This is a genomic window from Streptomyces sp. NPDC042638 (genome assembly GCF_040647235.1).
Lineage (GTDB): Bacteria > Actinomycetota > Actinomycetes > Streptomycetales > Streptomycetaceae > Streptomyces > Streptomyces rameus.
Map to the genome: position 1 here is coordinate 104,601 of NZ_JBEZBT010000003.1, position 15,876 is coordinate 120,476.

At 73.4% G+C, this 15,876-nt stretch carries 14 protein-coding genes and 1 tRNA gene; 9 read left to right on the forward strand and 6 right to left on the reverse strand.

The genetic code is table 11. The annotated features are described in order from the left end of the window. Positions 1 to 2: 2 nt before the first annotated feature. Both AB0B40_RS03615 and AB0B40_RS03620 read right to left on the reverse strand, forming a co-directional pair. Complete coding sequence (locus AB0B40_RS03615) at positions 3 to 1,418, reverse strand: sugar transferase (protein WP_362262578.1); 1,416 nt, start codon at positions 1,416 to 1,418, stop codon at positions 3 to 5. Continuing rightward, entirely contained in the window at positions 1,415 to 2,665 is a 1,251-nt protein-coding gene (locus tag AB0B40_RS03620) for a glycosyltransferase (RefSeq protein ID WP_362262581.1), read from the reverse strand. The genes AB0B40_RS03615 and AB0B40_RS03620 overlap by 4 nt, the downstream gene beginning before the upstream one ends. Positions 2,666 to 3,090: 425 nt before the next feature. Here AB0B40_RS03620 and AB0B40_RS03625 point away from each other — a divergent pair, with 425 nt between their 5' ends. The 7 genes from AB0B40_RS03625 (at position 3,091) to AB0B40_RS03655 (ending at position 8,214) form a co-directional block, all read left to right on the forward strand. Beyond that, positions 3,091 to 3,330: a chaplin gene (locus tag AB0B40_RS03625; protein WP_345047652.1), complete on the forward strand. Its 240-nt coding sequence runs from the start codon at positions 3,091 to 3,093 to the stop codon at positions 3,328 to 3,330. Between the two features lie 169 nt (positions 3,331 to 3,499). Further along, complete coding sequence (locus tag AB0B40_RS03630; RefSeq protein WP_362262585.1) at positions 3,500 to 4,666, forward strand: hypothetical protein; 1,167 nt, start codon at positions 3,500 to 3,502, stop codon at positions 4,664 to 4,666. Between the two features lie 162 nt (positions 4,667 to 4,828). Then, positions 4,829 to 5,119, forward strand: a complete 291-nt coding sequence (locus AB0B40_RS03635; RefSeq protein WP_345047655.1) for a hypothetical protein — start codon at positions 4,829 to 4,831, stop codon at positions 5,117 to 5,119. Positions 5,120 to 5,342: 223 nt separating this feature from the next. After that, positions 5,343 to 5,840 (forward strand): DUF5949 family protein, encoded by a 498-nt coding sequence (locus tag AB0B40_RS03640; protein ID WP_345047656.1) that lies wholly within the window; start codon positions 5,343 to 5,345, stop codon positions 5,838 to 5,840. 175 nt (positions 5,841 to 6,015) lie between these two features. Continuing rightward, positions 6,016 to 6,531, forward strand: a complete 516-nt coding sequence (locus AB0B40_RS03645) for a hypothetical protein (RefSeq protein WP_345047658.1) — start codon at positions 6,016 to 6,018, stop codon at positions 6,529 to 6,531. Positions 6,532 to 6,803: 272 nt separating this feature from the next. Next, positions 6,804 to 7,364 carry a tyrosinase family oxidase copper chaperone gene (locus tag AB0B40_RS03650; RefSeq protein WP_345047659.1) on the forward strand — a complete coding sequence of 187 codons (561 nt, stop codon included), beginning with the start codon at positions 6,804 to 6,806 and terminating at the stop codon, positions 7,362 to 7,364. Further along, a complete protein-coding gene (locus AB0B40_RS03655) occupies positions 7,348 to 8,214 on the forward strand; it encodes a tyrosinase family protein (protein WP_345047661.1) in 867 nt (288 codons plus the stop codon). Before AB0B40_RS03650 ends, AB0B40_RS03655 begins: the two co-directional genes overlap by 17 nt. Positions 8,215 to 8,289: 75 nt before the next feature. Here the strand turns inward: AB0B40_RS03655 and AB0B40_RS03660 are convergent, their stop codons facing one another. The 4 genes from AB0B40_RS03660 to AB0B40_RS03675 all read right to left on the reverse strand — a co-directional run bounded on the left by AB0B40_RS03660 (position 8,290) and on the right by AB0B40_RS03675 (position 10,831). Next, complete coding sequence (locus AB0B40_RS03660; RefSeq protein ID WP_362262590.1) at positions 8,290 to 8,586, reverse strand: chaplin; 297 nt, start codon at positions 8,584 to 8,586, stop codon at positions 8,290 to 8,292. A gap of 645 nt (positions 8,587 to 9,231) precedes the next feature. Further along, positions 9,232 to 9,504: a hypothetical protein gene (locus AB0B40_RS03665; protein ID WP_345047663.1), complete on the reverse strand. Its 273-nt coding sequence runs from the start codon at positions 9,502 to 9,504 to the stop codon at positions 9,232 to 9,234. Between the two features lie 22 nt (positions 9,505 to 9,526). Continuing rightward, positions 9,527 to 10,147: a DUF6313 family protein gene (locus tag AB0B40_RS03670; RefSeq protein ID WP_345047664.1), complete on the reverse strand. Its 621-nt coding sequence runs from the start codon at positions 10,145 to 10,147 to the stop codon at positions 9,527 to 9,529. Between the two features lie 608 nt (positions 10,148 to 10,755). Further along, positions 10,756 to 10,831, reverse strand: a tRNA-Arg gene (locus AB0B40_RS03675). A gap of 319 nt (positions 10,832 to 11,150) precedes the next feature. Between AB0B40_RS03675 and AB0B40_RS03680 the strand changes: the two genes are divergently transcribed. Together AB0B40_RS03680 and AB0B40_RS03685 are read left to right on the forward strand one after the other, a co-directional pair. Continuing rightward, positions 11,151 to 12,758 (forward strand): dynamin family protein, encoded by a 1,608-nt coding sequence (locus AB0B40_RS03680; RefSeq protein WP_345047665.1) that lies wholly within the window; start codon positions 11,151 to 11,153, stop codon positions 12,756 to 12,758. 3 nt (positions 12,759 to 12,761) lie between these two features. Beyond that, a complete protein-coding gene (locus AB0B40_RS03685; RefSeq protein WP_362262595.1) occupies positions 12,762 to 15,452 on the forward strand; it encodes a GTPase in 2,691 nt (896 codons plus the stop codon). Positions 15,453 to 15,876 lie beyond the last annotated feature (424 nt).

The window sequence follows — 15,876 nt, forward strand, 5'->3', positions numbered from 1 at the left end:
GGTCAGCTCCCCGTGGATCGCACGAGCGCGGCGGCGGTGCGCAGCAGGATGCAGACGTCCTGCCACAGCGACCAGTTGTCGATGTAGGCGTTGTCGAAGCGGGCCCGGTCCTCGATGGAGGTGTCACCGCGCAGCCCGTTGATCTGGGCGAGCCCGGTGATGCCGGTCCGCATGCGGTGCCGGGCCGCGTAACCCGGGTGGAGTCCGCTGAACTGGGCGACGAAGTAAGGCCGTTCGGGCCGGGGGCCGACCAGGCTCATGTCACCCCGGAAGACGTTCCACAACTGGAGCAGCTCGTCCAGTGAGGTCTGCCGCAGGAACCGGCAGAAGGGGCTCATCCGCCGCTCGCCGGCCACGCTCCACCGGGTGGCCGCCTCGTGCTCGTCGGCCGGGCGATGGGTGCGGAACTTCAGCAGGGTGAAGGGGCGGCCGTCCTTGCCGACCCGCTCCTGCCGGAACACCACCCCGGGGCCTTCGGTGAGCCGCAGCACCGTCGCGCACACCAGCAGCACCGGGCCGGCCAGCATCAGCAGCACCCCGGACACCGTCACGTCCAGCAGTCGCTTGCCGGCACTGTCGCGCCCGCCCGCGTCCAGACGGCGCACGGCGAACCCGGCGAGCTGCTCGCGCATCTCGTACGCCGGGGAGTCCGCGTCCACCTCCCACAGCGCGCATCCCGACTCGGCGAGCGCCCGCAGCAGCGGCCCCTTCTCGGCGCGCACGGCCGGGTGGACGGTGAGGACGACCCGCACCCCGTTCCGGATGAGCGCCCGCTCCACCTCCTCGCCGGTGGTGAGCACCGGCAGCCCGGCGGTGCCCTCGGCGCGTTCGGCGACCACACCCACCGGCCGCACCCCGCAGCGCGGATTGCGCAGCAGCGCGGCGGCCACCCGCTGTCCGGTCGCGGCGGGCCCGATCACCAGGGCGGTCCGCGGGTGGCGCAGCAGCGCGACCCGGTGCCGCCAGTGCACCGCGCCCCGGGCCGCTCCGGCCGCTGCCGCGTGCAGGGCGCAGCCCAGCAGCAGGGTTCGGGCGCCGAGGGTGCGCCCGGGGTCGTACGCGGCGAGCAGCGCGGCCAGGCCCAGCCAGGTCACCGCGATCCGCCCGCACACCACGGGCAGTTCGTCGAGCACACCGGGCACCGGCCGGACGGGGCGCGGACGCAGCAGCAGTGCGCCGGCGACCAGGGCGGCGACCAGCACCGGCCGGCCGGCGGCCTCGCCCAGCGCGACCGCGCCCACCAGCGCGGCGAACAGGTCGGCGGTGAGCAGCGGCAGCGGCGACGCGCGCCGTGCCGGCCGGCGCCGCAGCGGCACCCGGTAGCCGCCGGCGGGGCGGGCCGGGCGGAGGGAGACGGGCCGCGAACCGTGCTCCCGTGGCCGCGCGCCGGGTGAGGTGACGGTGGTTTCCGCAGTCACGGGTGGATGGACTCCCTGCACTCGGGGGGCACGGGCCGGGCCGTCGCGTCGTCCGCCGCCGGTGCCCGGCCCAGGAGTTCGCGGTAGACGGCCGTGATCTGTTCGGCGGTGTGCCGGACGTCGTGCCGGGCCAGGACGTGCCGGCGTCCCTGGGCGCCGAGTGCCGCGCGCAGCGCAGGATCGGACAGCAGCCCGGTGACCGCCCCGGCCAGCGCCCCCGGGTCCTCCGGCGGCACCAGACAGCGCGCGGCGAGCGCGGGCGGCAGGCTCTCGCGGGCACCGTCGACGTCGGTGACCACGACGGGCCGTCCACAGCCCAGCGCCTCCAGCGGGGCGAGCGCCATGCCCTCCCAGCGCGAGGGCAGCACCACCAGGTCGGCGGCCCGGTACCAGGGCACGACATCGGTGACGGCGCCGGCGAACCGCACGGAGGGGTGCGCCCGCCGGCGGAGCGGCTCACGGTCCGGGCCGTCGCCGACCAGCACGAGCCGTGCTCCCGGCAGTACGCCGAGGACGTCCTCCCAGGCGCGCAGCAGGACGTCCTGGCCTTTCTGCCGGCACAGGCGGCCCACACAGACGACGATCGGCCGGCCCGCGGCCTCGGCTGCGGCCTCGACGGGGTTCTCGTCCCCGGGTGAGCCTGGTGGGGACTTCTCACCGTCGCCGGAGCGAGCGGCGTGTGCGGGTGGTGTGGCGGGAGGCGGTGAGAAGCGGGTCGTGTCGATGCCGTTCGGAACGACCGTGTAGGCGGCGCGCACTCCGGCGTGCAGGCCGGTCGTGCGCTCCGCCTCGCTGACGCACACCACCCGGTCCGCCCAGCGCGCCCCCGACCGCTCCCAGCGCAGGGCGAGCGCCGCGGTGAGGCCGCCGACCGCCTCGAAGGACCAGGCGTGCGGCTGGAACACGGTCGGGATCCGGCCGCGGACGGCGAGCCGCGCCGCCAGACCCGCCTTCGCGCTGTGCGCGTGCACCAGTTCGGGCCGTACCTCCTCGATCAGCCGTACGAGCCGACGGACCTCGCCCGGCAGGCCCGGGCCCGGGGACCGGGCCGCCCGCCAGTCCCGGACGTCGGCGCCCAGCTCCCGCAGGCCCGTGGCGAGTGGGCCGCCGGGACAGGCGACCGTGACCCTCAGGCCCGCCGCGAGCTGAGCCCGCGCCAGGTCGAGCACGACCCGGGCGACACCGCCGTCGACGGGCTGCGCGAGGTGCAGGACCCAGGGTCGCAGGGCGGCTGCTGACTGATGCATTTCGCGGGTTACCTCGCTCACGGGGCGCTCGGGACTGCGGACGTGGACGCGCCTTCGGTTCCGCGCGTCCACGGCGGCGCGGGGCGTGCCGGCCCACGCCGTGTCCGCGTGGGAAACGAGCCGGAAGCCCCCCTGGTCACCACCGCGCCGCAGAGCCGGCCGAGATCGGCCACCGCGGAGCCGTGGCCGAGCGCCGAGAGATCCCCCTAATGCCCCGTCTGCCCCGTCCTGCCCTGCATCGATTCGCGATGATTCGTACTTATTCGGGAGGAAGGGTACAGAATTCGCTCAAGCGTGCCGCGATCGCGAGGGTGTCCCCCCGGCACATCACCCCATTGGCGGCACAACCCGTGGGAGTGCCACGCGTTGACACAGCGCCGGGCATCCGCCCGGATGTTTGTGTCGATCCCAAGGAGCACCTCTCCATGTCGCGTATCGCGAAGGGCCTGGTCCTGACCTCCGCCGCCGTCGCGGCCGTCGCCGGCGGTGCCGGCGTGGCCGCTGCCGACGCCGGCGCCAGCGGCGTCGCAGCCAACTCGCCGGGTGTGGTGTCGGGCAACGCCATCCAGATCCCGATCCACGTGCCGATCAACCTCTGCGGCAACACCATCAACGTCGTCGGTCTGCTGAACCCGGCGTTCGGCAACACCTGCGTCAACGACTGACGTCGGGACGCAACCCTTCGGGCGGCCGTCCGCCCCGCGTATCAGCCGCGGGGCGGACGGCCGATTCTGCTCCCTCGGACGGATCACACCGTGCGGGCGAGCGGTTGCGGTGTGCGATCGGCGAACTGACGGTGGGCCTAGGTCCCACTGTTCACCGAAAGGAACACCCATGCGTGATCTGCCCGCCCGGCGTCTCGCGTCCACCGTCCTCTGTGCGGCCGTCCTCGTCAGCATCACCGGCCCGGCCGCCCTCGCCGCCGACGCTGCCCGGGGACACGGGCGTACCGCCTCCCTGGCGGCTGTCCCGGCGGCGGAGAAGGAGAGACTGCTCGCCCAGGCCCGAGCCATGGCCGAGGCGAACCCCGCGCTCAACCCGGTCGTCGAGCTGCTCGACCAGTCGCTGCGGAAGGGCAAGCTCCCCGCCGCTGAAGCCGGAAGACTGGGCGAGGCGGCGAAGAAGGCCATCGCCAAGGCCGCCACCGACCCGAAGCCGGCCGCACCCACGCAGCTCGCCGCACCCACGCAGCTCGCCGCACCCACGAAGCCCGCGGCGCCCACGCAGCCCGCGGCGCCCACGAAGCCCGCCGCGCCCACGAAGCCCGCCGCGCCCACCGCGCCGGCCGCACCGGCAAAGCCGGCCGCACCCACGGCGTCCGCGGCCCACTCCGTGCCCGCGTCCCCGACCACGGCGGCGAAGCCCGCTGCCGAGACGTCGTCGCCCACGGCTCCCGCGACCCCGACGACGGCCGCGAAGCCCGCGAGCCCCACGGCCCCCGCCAAGCCGGCCGCGCCCGCGACGCCCACCACCACCGCCAAGCCCGCCGCCGCGACACCCACGGCCCCCGTCAAGCCCGCCGCTCCGGCGACCTCCGCCGCGCCCGTCAGCCCCGCGGCCTCCGTCAAGCCCGCCAAGCCCGCCTCGCCCACCGCCCCTGCTGCGTCGACGGCCCCCACCACCCCCGCCTCGCCGACGGCACCCACGGCATCCGCTTCGCCCGCGGCATCCGCTTCATCCGCCGCGCCCGCGAGTTCCGCCGCGCCCGTGGCCCTCACCGCACGGGTGGCCGCGCGGCACGCGAAGGTCGGCATGGTCTCGTCCCGGGACCTCCTGGGTGACACGCTCAGCGCCCTGCAGACCGCCATCGACAACCTGGTGAAGGCGGTCACCGACGGCCTCGGCCAGCTCCTGTCGTCCGCCAGCGACGTGGTGTCCGGCCTGGCCGACCTGCTGACCTCGACCCTCCTCGGCGACAACGCCCTGTCCACGACCGGCCTGACCGAGGCGTCCCCGGCGGCCACGCCGACCGCGACGCCGAGCCTGCCCCCGACCGGCTGACCTGCCGAGCCGGTTGCCGACCGGCTGGCGTATGAAATCCCCGAGCCTTTCTCGGGGATTTCATATGTCTTCTCCGCGCGGGGTTTCCGGTCCGGCCGGAACTCGTTAGGCACGGCGCCAGAATTCCCAGGGGTGACGTGAGTTGCCGAAGGAAGGAACACGATGAAGTCCCTGAAGGCTGCCGCTGTCGTTGCCGGTTCCGTGGCCCTCGCCGGCGTCACCGCGCCCGCGTTCGCCCACAACGCCTCCGACCTGACGCCCACCAGCCTCAACGGCGCCGTCAACCAGCTCACCAGCCACGGGCTCACCCTCCAGGACGCGATGCCGCTGCAGCACCAGTCGGACGCGCTCAACACCGAGAACAAGGACTCCGTCCTCAACACGGTCAAGGGCGCGACCACCGCGCTGAACCAGCACAACCCGCTCCTCGGCGGCCTGCCCCTGCAGAGCTGACCCAACGCGTCCGGATCCGTGGGAAGCGGAACCTGACACCCGCAGAGCTGCGCCCGACACCCCCCGTGCGCGGAGCAGACAGGAGGCCGGTACCGCACCCGCGGCACCGGCCCCCGGCATGTTCGAGGCCGCTTCCCTCGTTCGTGTGGCGCACCCCCGGGCACTGGTCCGGAAGGGTGAGAAGCCGCCCGGCGGCGCGCGACGGCGTCGGTATGGTCGCGCGGTGACCTCTACCTCTGCCTCGACCGAATTCCGTCCCGCCGAGCTCGGCACGCTCGTCGTCCTGCCGTGGAGCGGCGAGGCCCCGGACGGCTCCGACATGCCCTACCTGCTGGCCTACTCCCTCGGCGACACGGCGGGCGGCCCGCAGGCGACCGCCGCCGCGGTCGAACAGCTGCTGGAGCGCAACGGACTGCCGATCGGCGGCGAGCTGATCGACGGCACCGGCCGGCCCGGCCTCCCGGTCAGCCTGCTGGTGGAGGCCGGCCAGGCCGTCGTCCGGATGCCGCAGCTCGTCGCCCAGGCCGCCGCGCCGCCCGAGTGGCTCGCCGCCGCCCGTGCCCGCGGCTACGCCTACCTCGTCTTCACCACCCGAGCCTGGCCCGAGGGCGAGCCCGGCAAGGCCGTCGAGCCCGCCGCGCTGGCCGAGTTCGCCGGAGCCGAGGAGACCCTGAACGCCGCCGCGCACGTCGTCCTGCCGGCCACCAGTCTGCGCGGCTGATACCGGTACCGCCGATTCTCCTCCCGGAGTGATCGGATCCCGGAGCGATCGGAATGTTCGCTGTTACCAGCCGACTATTACGGCAGTCGGGGGAATTGTGAACTGGCGCCCTTTTCCGGCTCGTTACGCGGTACGGACGACGAATCCCCACATCCTGAAAGGGACCGTACCTGACATGAAGCCGACCACCCGAGGAACCCTCGCCGCCGTCATCACGGGCGTCACGGCCGCCGTGGGGGCCGCGGCCACCCCCGCCGCCGCGATCGGCACGGTCCCGGTCCCCGTGCCGCTGGACGGCGTCTCCCAGTCCCTGGGCATGGAGGTGCCCAAGGCCGGCCTGGACCTGCCGCTGCTGATGCCGGGCGCCCCCGACGGTCCCCGCTACGTCACCGGGCGGCTGCTGCCCGACCGCACCCTGCCCCGGCTGCCGGTCACCGGCGCCCTGCCCGGCGCTAACCTGCGGGCACCCATGCCGCACCTCCTCGGCGACCGGTTCGACCACCTCGGCATCGACACCCCGGCCTCCGACCTGCGCACCCTCGGCCCCGGCCTGAACGTGGACGCCCCGCTGACCCAGCCGAACCCGGACAACTTCGGTCTCCCGGACCTCAAGCTGCCCCAGGTCGGCATCCTCGCCCCGGTCCTGCAGACCGTGGCCGGCGCCGACCTGGGCACCGGCACCGGTCTGTAACCGCGCCCGGCGGTACCCGCCGGCCGCGCCCGTCCTTCGGCTCGCCCGTTCGGCTCCACGACGGTGACCCGGCGCGTTTCAACGCCGTACCACCGGACGGCCCTACGGCGGTGACCCCGCGCACTCCTCCGTCCGAACCTCCGCACCTCCGAACCACCCGTACCTCCGTTCCGCCGTAACTCCGTACCCGCCGGATGGCTCTGTGACGGTGACCCCGTGCCCTCCCGGCCGGTTAGCCGGTACGGACATCTGAACCCGGACGAGGAGCGAGCATGGTCGTCGGTGTCGGCGGAGTAGCGGTCGGTGCGGAGCGGCAGGGTGGAGCGGGGGCGGCCAGACCGTCCCGGCGGGAGATGGCGCGGGGGCTGCTGGCCTCCGCCACCGCGCTGGCGCTGACCCCGGTCATCGCCGCATCCCGGCCCCTGCCCCCGGCCGGGGAAGCCGACGGCGGGTACTTCGACGAGACCTACCGGGGCCGCCGTATCCAGGGGGTCCTGGTGCCCGTCGCGGGGCGGGCGGCGGGCGAGGGCGAGGGCGAATGGCGGATCACCGTCGACGGCCGCCCGCTGCACCTGATGCGGCGGGCCGACGGGACCTGGCTGACCATGGTCGACCACTACACGTCGTACCGGACGCCGCTGGCGGCGACCCGGGCGGCGGTGGACGAGATCGGCCCCGGCCGGCGGCTGCGCGACCTGGCGCCGGGCCGGCTCGACGGCGAGCACTCCGCACACCTGGCGGGTCCGGCGGGTCCGGATCCGGAAGGGCACACGGGCATGGGGGACATGGGGGGCATGGGGGACATGGGGGGTCGGCATGGCGTACGTGCGTAAGGACGTCAGCACACTCACCGCCGGGGAGCGGCGGCGCTTCGTGAACGCGCTGCTCGCGCTCAAACGGCGCGGGGAATACGACGAGTTCGTGCGCACGCACATCGACTTCTACACCGCCGACGGCGAGGACGGCCTGCGCAGCGCCCACATGGCACCGTCCTTCCTGCCCTGGCACCGCAGGTTCCTGCTGGAACTGGAGCGGGCCCTGCGCCGCGTCGACTCCTCGGTGACGGTGCCGTACTGGGACTGGACCCGTAACCGTACGACGACGTCCGTGCCGTGGACCAGGGATCTGCTCGGCGGGAACGGGCGCACCTCCGACCGGCAGGTGATGACCGGTCCGTTCGCCTACTCGGCGGGCCACTGGACCCTCAAGGAGGGCATCACCGACGGCAGGTTCCTCACCCGGGACCTGGGCCGCTCGGCCGCCCCCATCCAACTGCCCACCACCGGTGAGCTGCGGTCGGCACTCGACGAGACCGTGTACGACGCGTGGCCCTGGGACTCGACCGTCCGCAAGGGCTTCCGCAACAGGCTGGAGGGCTGGGGGAGCGGCAGCGGCAGCGCGTCCTGGCGCAATCACAACCGGGTGCACCGCTGGGTCGGCGGCGAGATGCTCGGCGGTGCGTCCGTCAACGACCCGGTGTTCTGGCTGCACCACGCCTTCCTCGACCTGCAGTGGTACCGCTGGCAGCGGGCTCACCGCAGTCACCGCTACCTGCCGGCCGAGCCGCCCCGCCCCGGCGACGCCCAGCACAACCGGGTCGTCGCCCGGCACGAGAAGCTCCCGCCGTGGAACGAGACGCCGGACCAGCTGGAGGACGTGAGCCGGATCTACCGGTACGCGTGAGCGCGGGACCCGCGGACACGGGAGGAGCCCCGGCGCTCGGAGTGCCGGGGCTCCTGCCTGTGTGTGCCTGTCGGCTCAGTTGCCGTAGCCGCCGGAGCCGGGGTTGCCGGGCTTACCGGGCACGTGGTTGCCACCGGCGTTGACGCAGGTGTTGCCGAACGCCGGGTTCAGCAGGCCGACCACATCGATGGTGTTTCCGCACACGTTCACCGGGATGTTGACCGGAACCTGGACCAGGTTGCCGGACAGCACGCCGGGCGAACCGACTGCGGCGCCCTGAGCGCCCGCGTCTGCCAGGGCGAGCCCGGCGCCGCTGATCACCACGGCACCGGTGCCGAGAGCGACAGCGGCTGCCTTCGCGATGCGAGACATCACGTCCTCCTTGTGTAGCTGGGAAAGCGCAGCGGCAGACCAGCCGCCGCACTTCCCGTTCAACGGCGGCGCGCGGGGTCGGTCACGGTGATCGGCCGGGGATCACCCTTTCAACGGCAGGGTCCGCCGGGCGCCCGGCCCGCGACATCACGGGCACCCCCCGCGGGGGCGGTCGCCTGCCCTCCGGCCATGGACACCGACGACGCTCCCGACGCGCGCGAGCGCTCCCGGCGGCTGATCGGACCGCTGACCGACCAGACCCGGCTGCGGGCCTTCGCCGCGGTGGCACTGGGCGCGCGGACCCCCGGTCAGGACGCGCGGACGGCCGGCATGGCATGCGGCAATCTTCCTTTGGCCGCGATCCTCTACGCCATTAGTGCTGTCACGGCAGTGAGTACTTTTGTCACCGCATATGTCACCGGCGGGCACTGGTACCGAGAAATTCGAAGAAGAGCTGGGGCGGCCTACGCTGTCACGTCCTGCAGCCCGGACTTCCATCCCTCCGTCACCTACTGGGACGGCCAGCAGACAAGGGTGGTGTCACTGAATAGAGGGGGTACGCGCACAGCGGTGAACGATGGCGGGCGTCGGTGCACCGGACAAAGACCAGGACAACGAGCGGCTCAGAACACACGCGGTTCATGGTCAGTCCCCCTGTGATGGCGCACGCCAGGTCCGTGCGGTACCACGGACTTCGGCGGCCAGAAGGACGTTGTCCGGCACTTGCCTCTCTTGGGACGCGAAGGCCAGGTCGATGTACATGAGCGCGGCGGCCGAGTTGTCGAGCTGAGTTCCGTGACCTTCGATTCCCCAGCGGGCGAGGTGACGTGCCCCTTCGTCCAGACCGTCCTCGGGAGCGGTGGGAAAGATTTCGCGCAGGGCGGCGCGAGCGATCTCCACGGCGCTTCGTGTCTGCATCGTAAGGGTCCTTCCTGAGGGGTCACGGGTGGTTGGCGCGCGCGGTGCACACGAGGCACTTGTCCTGGTAGCCGGTCAGCCACATCACGGCGCGGGCGAAGCTCTCGGCGGATTCCAGTGCCTCGGTGCGGTCCAGTTCAGCGAGTTCGACCGTGCAGAGTACGTCCCGGACCAGGATCTCCCAGTGGTCCTGGGCCTTCTTCCAGTCTCCCCGGTGGGCCCGCCTCACATAGCGGTCCAGGAACTCCTGGTCCACCGCGCTCTTAAGGTGGAGAGACTCGAGAAAGGTGATCCTTCCCGGCAACTTGAGCCGGCGGGCGAGGCCCCTCTGCTGAAACAGGTGATTGGTGGCGATTTCCTTGACCCGCTGCATCCGGGTAGCGATCACATGACCGGCCACTCCACCGATGAGGGCGGGAACCAGCAGCCAGCCGAGAACCGACGCGCCCCACGACGATTCGTGCCCGGGCGGGTCGATGAGCGTGAACGCCCTGTAAATGCCGCTCCAACCCTTTTCGGATCGGCTGGCACCGTACACCCAGACGAACCCGATGAGCAGGGTGATCGGTATACCCCAGTCGATGAACCACTGTGTGACGCCTGACAACGCCTTGCGTGAGCGGAACGTACGCCGTATCCACACCGCTACTGACTGCCCGCGCAGCGGTGGCAAAGACGGCGGCAGAGGCGGCTGAGGTGGTGGTGGCAACGGAGGCCCTCCAAGGGGGCGACAGGGCTCGGTCACCGCAAGTGACGCTTTCATGAGGTCTGTGGTTGCAGGTTCCTCAGCTGCTGCCGGCACCGGAAGCTCATCAGGACCCTCACCAGCCACACCTACGAAGGTGCGTTGCCGTCACTGCCGGGTGAGCCCGGCGGCATCCTCGCCGGCTCCGTCATCCGCCGGGCGTGGCGCAGCGCACGGAAGGCCGTGCTGCCCCCGCGCGGCTTCGAGCCGCCCACCGAGCGATGCGGGTACGGCAACCGGGACACGCGCCCGACGAGGTGGCTCGGTGACGGGATTCCGCCCCTCCGGGTGGCGGAGTGGGCCGGGAACGGCGTTGTCGTGCCCTTGGCAATCTGTGCCCGGTGCGTCGAGGGCCGGCTGCCCGGCCTCAGGGGGCGGACTGAAGCTGCCGGAGATCTGCCCCGGCGGCCGTCCGAGGGCCGACCCCTCGACCGGAACAGGGCTTCGCCGTGCCCTGGTACCCATCCTGACCAGCAAAAAGCCCTCCCGGACGGGAGGGCGGAGACTGGCGCCCCCGGCAGGACTCGAACCTGCGGCCAAGCGCTTAGAAGGCGCCTGCTCTATCCACTGAGCTACGGGGGCCGGTGGGTGGCCTCGTGCCTGGTGCCCTGGTGCGGGCCGATCCGTGACGTTGCCGGGGACAAGGATAGGGCTCCCGGTTCCTTGACCCTGCCGCTTCGCCTCCGTGGCTCAATGTGGAGGTTCGGTGAAGCGGTCCTGATAATCGCAGGCAAGTGCGAATCGTGCATCGCTTTTGGCGTCTGTCGTACCGGGTGTTGTGCACTCGTTATGCCTGGACAGTGCCCGTGTCCCGGTCGTCCTGTCTGTCCGATCTGTTCCGTCGGCGCGCAGACATGTCCATATGCTTCAGAATTCCCCTAAAATTGGGCATTCTTCACATGTGGTGACCTTGGAAGTACGGCCTCAGCTGCTCGACACACTCTCCGCTCTGCGCGACCGTGTTGCCGCCGCACGCTTTCCGCTGCCCCTGGCCGGGGCGCCACGCGCGCGTGCCAACCGCGACGAACTGCTCGCACAGCTCGACGACTACCTCGTACCCCGCTTGCGGCGCCCCGAGGCGCCGCTGCTGGCCGTCGTCGGCGGCTCCACCGGCGCGGGCAAGTCGACGCTCGTCAACTCGCTCGTCGGCCGGCGGGTGAGCGAGGCGGGCGTGCTCCGGCCGACCACCAGGACGCCGGTCCTCGTCTGCCATCCCGAGGACCATCACTGGTTCAGCGGCATGCGCGTGCTGCCCCAACTGACCCGCGTGTGGTCGCCCCAGCGGGACCCGGCCGACGAGTTCCTCCTGCAGGAGGAGGAGCCCGCGCGCGTGCTGCGCGTCGAGACCGTCGAGACGCTCCCGCGCGGGCTGGCCCTGCTCGACGCCCCCGACGTCGACTCCCTGATCGCGGACAACCGCGTCCTCGCCGCGCAGCTGATCTGCGCCGCCGACATCTGGATCATGGTCACCACGGCCGCCCGCTACGCCGACGCCGTCCCCTGGCACCTGCTGCGCACCGCCAAGGAGTACAACGCCACCCTCGTCACCGTCCTGGACCGGGTACCCCACCAGGTCGTCTCGGAGGTCTCCCGGCAGTACGGTGCGCTGCTCACCAAGGCCGGCCTCGGCGACGTACCCCGCTTCACCGTGCCCGAGCTGCCCGAGTCCGCCTGGGGGGCCGGCCTGCTGCCCGCCACCGCCGTCGCACCTCTGAAGAGCTGGCTCGTGCACCACGCCCAGGACACCGCCGCCCGCCAGCACGTCATGGCCCGCACGGCCCACGGCCTGCTCGACTCGCTCAACGCCCGCATGCCCGAGCTGGCCAACGCCGCCGCCGCCCAGTACGCGGCGGCCCTCCGGCTCACCTCCGCCGTGGAGGCCGCCTACGACAGCGAGCACGCGCGCGTGCGGGCCCGCCTCCAGAGCGGTGCCGTACTCGCCGGGGACGCCCTGAAAAGGTGGCGCGCCTTCCCCCTGGACTGCACCGCCGGGGAACTCCTCGACGCCCTCGTGGAGAGCCTGGCCGCCCTGCTGCTGTGCGCCGTCACCGCCGCGGACGAACGTGTCGACGACGCCTGGCGGCGCGAGCCCGCCGCCGGCGCCCCGGAGCTCGCCGGCCGCGGCACCTCTGTGGAGAGCGCCGAGCACCGCATCGGGCTCGCGGCCCGGCGCTGGCGGCGTGAACTGGAGGAGTACGCCGAGGACGAGGTGCGGGTGCTGGAGCGTACCGGCGCACCCGACCCGGAGGTCGTCGCCGCCCTCGTCGCCACGGCGGTGCTGGGCGGGCGCCGGGCGCGTACCGCCGGCGAGGGGCTCGCCGAGCGGCTCGGCGCGCACGGCGTGCTGCGGCTGCGCGACCGGGCGGGACGGCTGCTCATCGAGCACGTGGACCGCGTCATGCACGCCGAACGCGAGCGGCGCCTCGCACCGCTCGACGCCCTGGACGTCCATCCCGAGCCCCAGGCCGAACTCATCGCCGCCCTGTCCGTACTGCAGAAGGAGAGGTGACCGGTGACCGCCGTCACTGACCAGAACCACACGGAGTACACCGACCACATGAGGCGCACCGACCACGGCAGCGGCAGCGGCGACACCGGGTCCTCGGAACACAGCGCTCACAGCGGCTCGGGCGCCATGGACACCGCCGAGCGCGCCGGCAGCCTCCCTCAGGCGCGCCCGAGCCTCGTGAAGGAGCCTCGCGGCGCCGACCGTCCCCGCACCGACCGCACCGACCGCACCGACCGCACCGCGGACCCCCGTCCCGCCGGCATCACCTTCTCCGAGGGGCAGGGCCAGGGCCGGAGCCATGGCCGTCGTGACGAGAAGGGGATCCAGGAGGAAGGCCCGTACGGGGACGGGGGCAGAGGTGCGGACCCTGCCGCGTCCCGGGGCGGGGCCGCTGACGGCGACCAGGACGAGGGCCGCGGCAGGGGTGGCGACTTCGGCGGCGGTCCCCACGCGCGCGTGGGGAGCGGCGAGCAGGGCGAGAGCGGGCAGAAGAGCGAGAGGAGCCGGAGCGGTGAGCACGGCCGGAGGGACGAGGAGGGACTGAACGCCGGGAAGGGAGACGGGAAGGGAGAGAGGGGGGAGCAGGGCCTCGGCGAGGACGGCAGCGGCGACCGGGAGCGTCCCGCGCGCGAGCAGGGCGAGAACGCCGAGCGCGACCGTCCCGCGCGCGGGCCCGGCTCCGACGAAGGCGTATCGGTCCCCCGCCCGCAGTCCCACTCCCAGAGGTCCCACTCCCAGAAGTCCCAGTCCTCGAAGGCCGAACCCCGGGAGTCGCAAGAGTCGCGGGAGTCCCCCGAGCCCCCTGAGTCCCGGGAGCCCCGGGCTTCGCGGGAGTCCCACTCCCCGAAGCCCCGCCCCGCAGCCGACGCGACGCCCCCCAAGGCGAAGGTCCCCCCCACCGCCTCCGCCTCTTCCTCCACCGCCTCCGACACCGGGGCAAGCTCCACCGAACCCGGCAAGGACGCCGACCCCGGTTCCTCGGAGAGCTGGGACGACGGTCTCATCGCGCGGCGCGTCACCGAGGCCACCTCCGCCGCCCTCGCCGCCGAGCGGGCCTCCGCCGGGGAGCAGAGCCAGCGCGCGCCCGGCAGTCACACCCCGGCCCCTCTGGCGTACGACGGCCCGCTGCGCTCACGCCTGGACGCCCTGCGGGAACTCGTCGGGCTCTCCCGTACCCGCCTGGACGGTCATGCGCTCGCCGAAGCGGGCCGGGTCCTGGACGAGGCCGCCGCCCGCCGCAAGCTCTCCGGCCGGCACACTGTCGTCGCCCTCGCCGGTGCCACCGGCAGCGGCAAGTCACAGCTGTTCAACGCCCTTGCCGGAGTGCCCATTTCGGAGACCGGCGTACGCCGCCCGACCACGGCCGCCCCCATCGCGTGCAGCTGGAGCGACGGCGCGGCGGCCCTCATCGACCGGCTGGGCATTCCCGGCCGGCTGCGCCGCCGTCCGCTGCACAGCCCGGACACCGAGGGGCAGTTGCGCGGGCTGGTCCTGATCGATCTGCCCGACCACGACTCCGCCGCCGTACAGCACCGCGAACAGGTCGACCGGATCCTGAAGCTGGTCGACGCGGTCATCTGGGTGGTGGACCCCGAGAAGTACGCCGACGCCGTCCTGCACGAGCGTTATCTGCGGCCGATGTCCGGCCACGCGGAGATCATGTTCATCGTCCTCAACCAGGTGGACCGGCTGCCCGGGGACGCCGCCGACCAGGTCCTGGACGATCTGCGGCGGCTGCTGGACGAGGACGGCATCGCGCTCGGCGAGCACGGTGAACCGGGTGCCACCGTGCTCGCGCTGTCCGCGCTCACCGGTGACGGCGTCGGCGACCTCCGGGAGGTGCTCGGCCAGTTCGTGGCGGAACGCGGCGCGGCGGCCCGCCGGGTGGCGGCCGACGTGGACGCCGCCGCCGCCGAGCTGCGGCCCGTGTACGCCGCCGGTCGGCGCGTCGGCCTCAGCGAGGACGCGCGCGAGGAGTTCGCCGCGCGGCTCGCGGACGCGGTGGGCGCCACCGCGGCGGGCGAGGCCGCCGAGCGCGCGTGGCTGCGCAACGCCAACCGTGCCTGCGGCACACCCTGGCTGCGGCTGTGGCGCTGGTACCAGGGCCGTGGCGAGTCCACGACGGGCCGCATCGCGGTGCGCGGCCAGGCGGACGAGGAGGCCACGGCCCGCCAGCGGGTGGAACAGGCGGTCCGGACGGTCGCCGACCGGGCCTCGGCCGGTCTGCCCACACCCTGGGCACAGGCGGTGCGCGAGGCGGCCGTACGCGGTTCCCAGGGGCTGTCCGAGGCGTTGGACGACCTGGCGGCGCGGGCCGGGCTCCCGCCGGGCCGCCCGCTGCGGCCGGGCTGGTGGCCGGTGGCCGTACTGGTCCAGGCGGCGATGACGCTGCTGCAGATCGTGGGCGGCGCGTGGCTGGCAGGGCAGATCGCCGGCGTGATGGCGCCCAACCTGGGCGTGCCGGTGCTGCTGATGGTGTGCGGGATCGTCGGCGGGCCGCTGGTGGAGTGGGGCTGCCGGATGGCTGCCAGGGGGCCCGCGCGACGCTACGGCCAGGAGGCGGAACGGCGGCTGCGGGAGACGGCGGCGAGCTGCGGCCGGGCCCGGGTGCTCGATCCGGTGGCGTCGGAGCTGCTGCGGTACCGGGAGGTGCGGGAGCAGTACGGCAGGGTCGTGCGGGCCGGAGTGAGGTGAGAGGGCCGCTGTGAGGGGCGGCGGGAGCGAGTCGCTGGTGGGAGCTGGGTGAGAGGGCGGCGGGAGGGGGCCGCTGGTGGGGGCCGCTGGTGGAGGCTGGGTGAGAGGGCGGCCGGCGGCGGGCGGGGTGAGCCGGTGAGGGGTGGGTGGGGGACTCGGGGGCCCGGGGTCACTCATGCGGGTGGCGGGGTTTTCCACAGGTGGGCGGCCGTCCACAGCGCTCAGCGGGCTCGGCCCGGCGGAGGCAGTCTGGGGTCACGGCGATCGCACGGCGGGTCCGGCAGGAGACACGGGACCGGTGCGGGCGGTCGGCGGGACGTGCGGGCGCGTACGGCAGTCGTACGCGCGGCACGGCAGACGCAGCCGTACGGGACGGGCCCGTACGTGTGTCCGCCCGGCCGGAACCGGAAGGGGACGGGCGGGG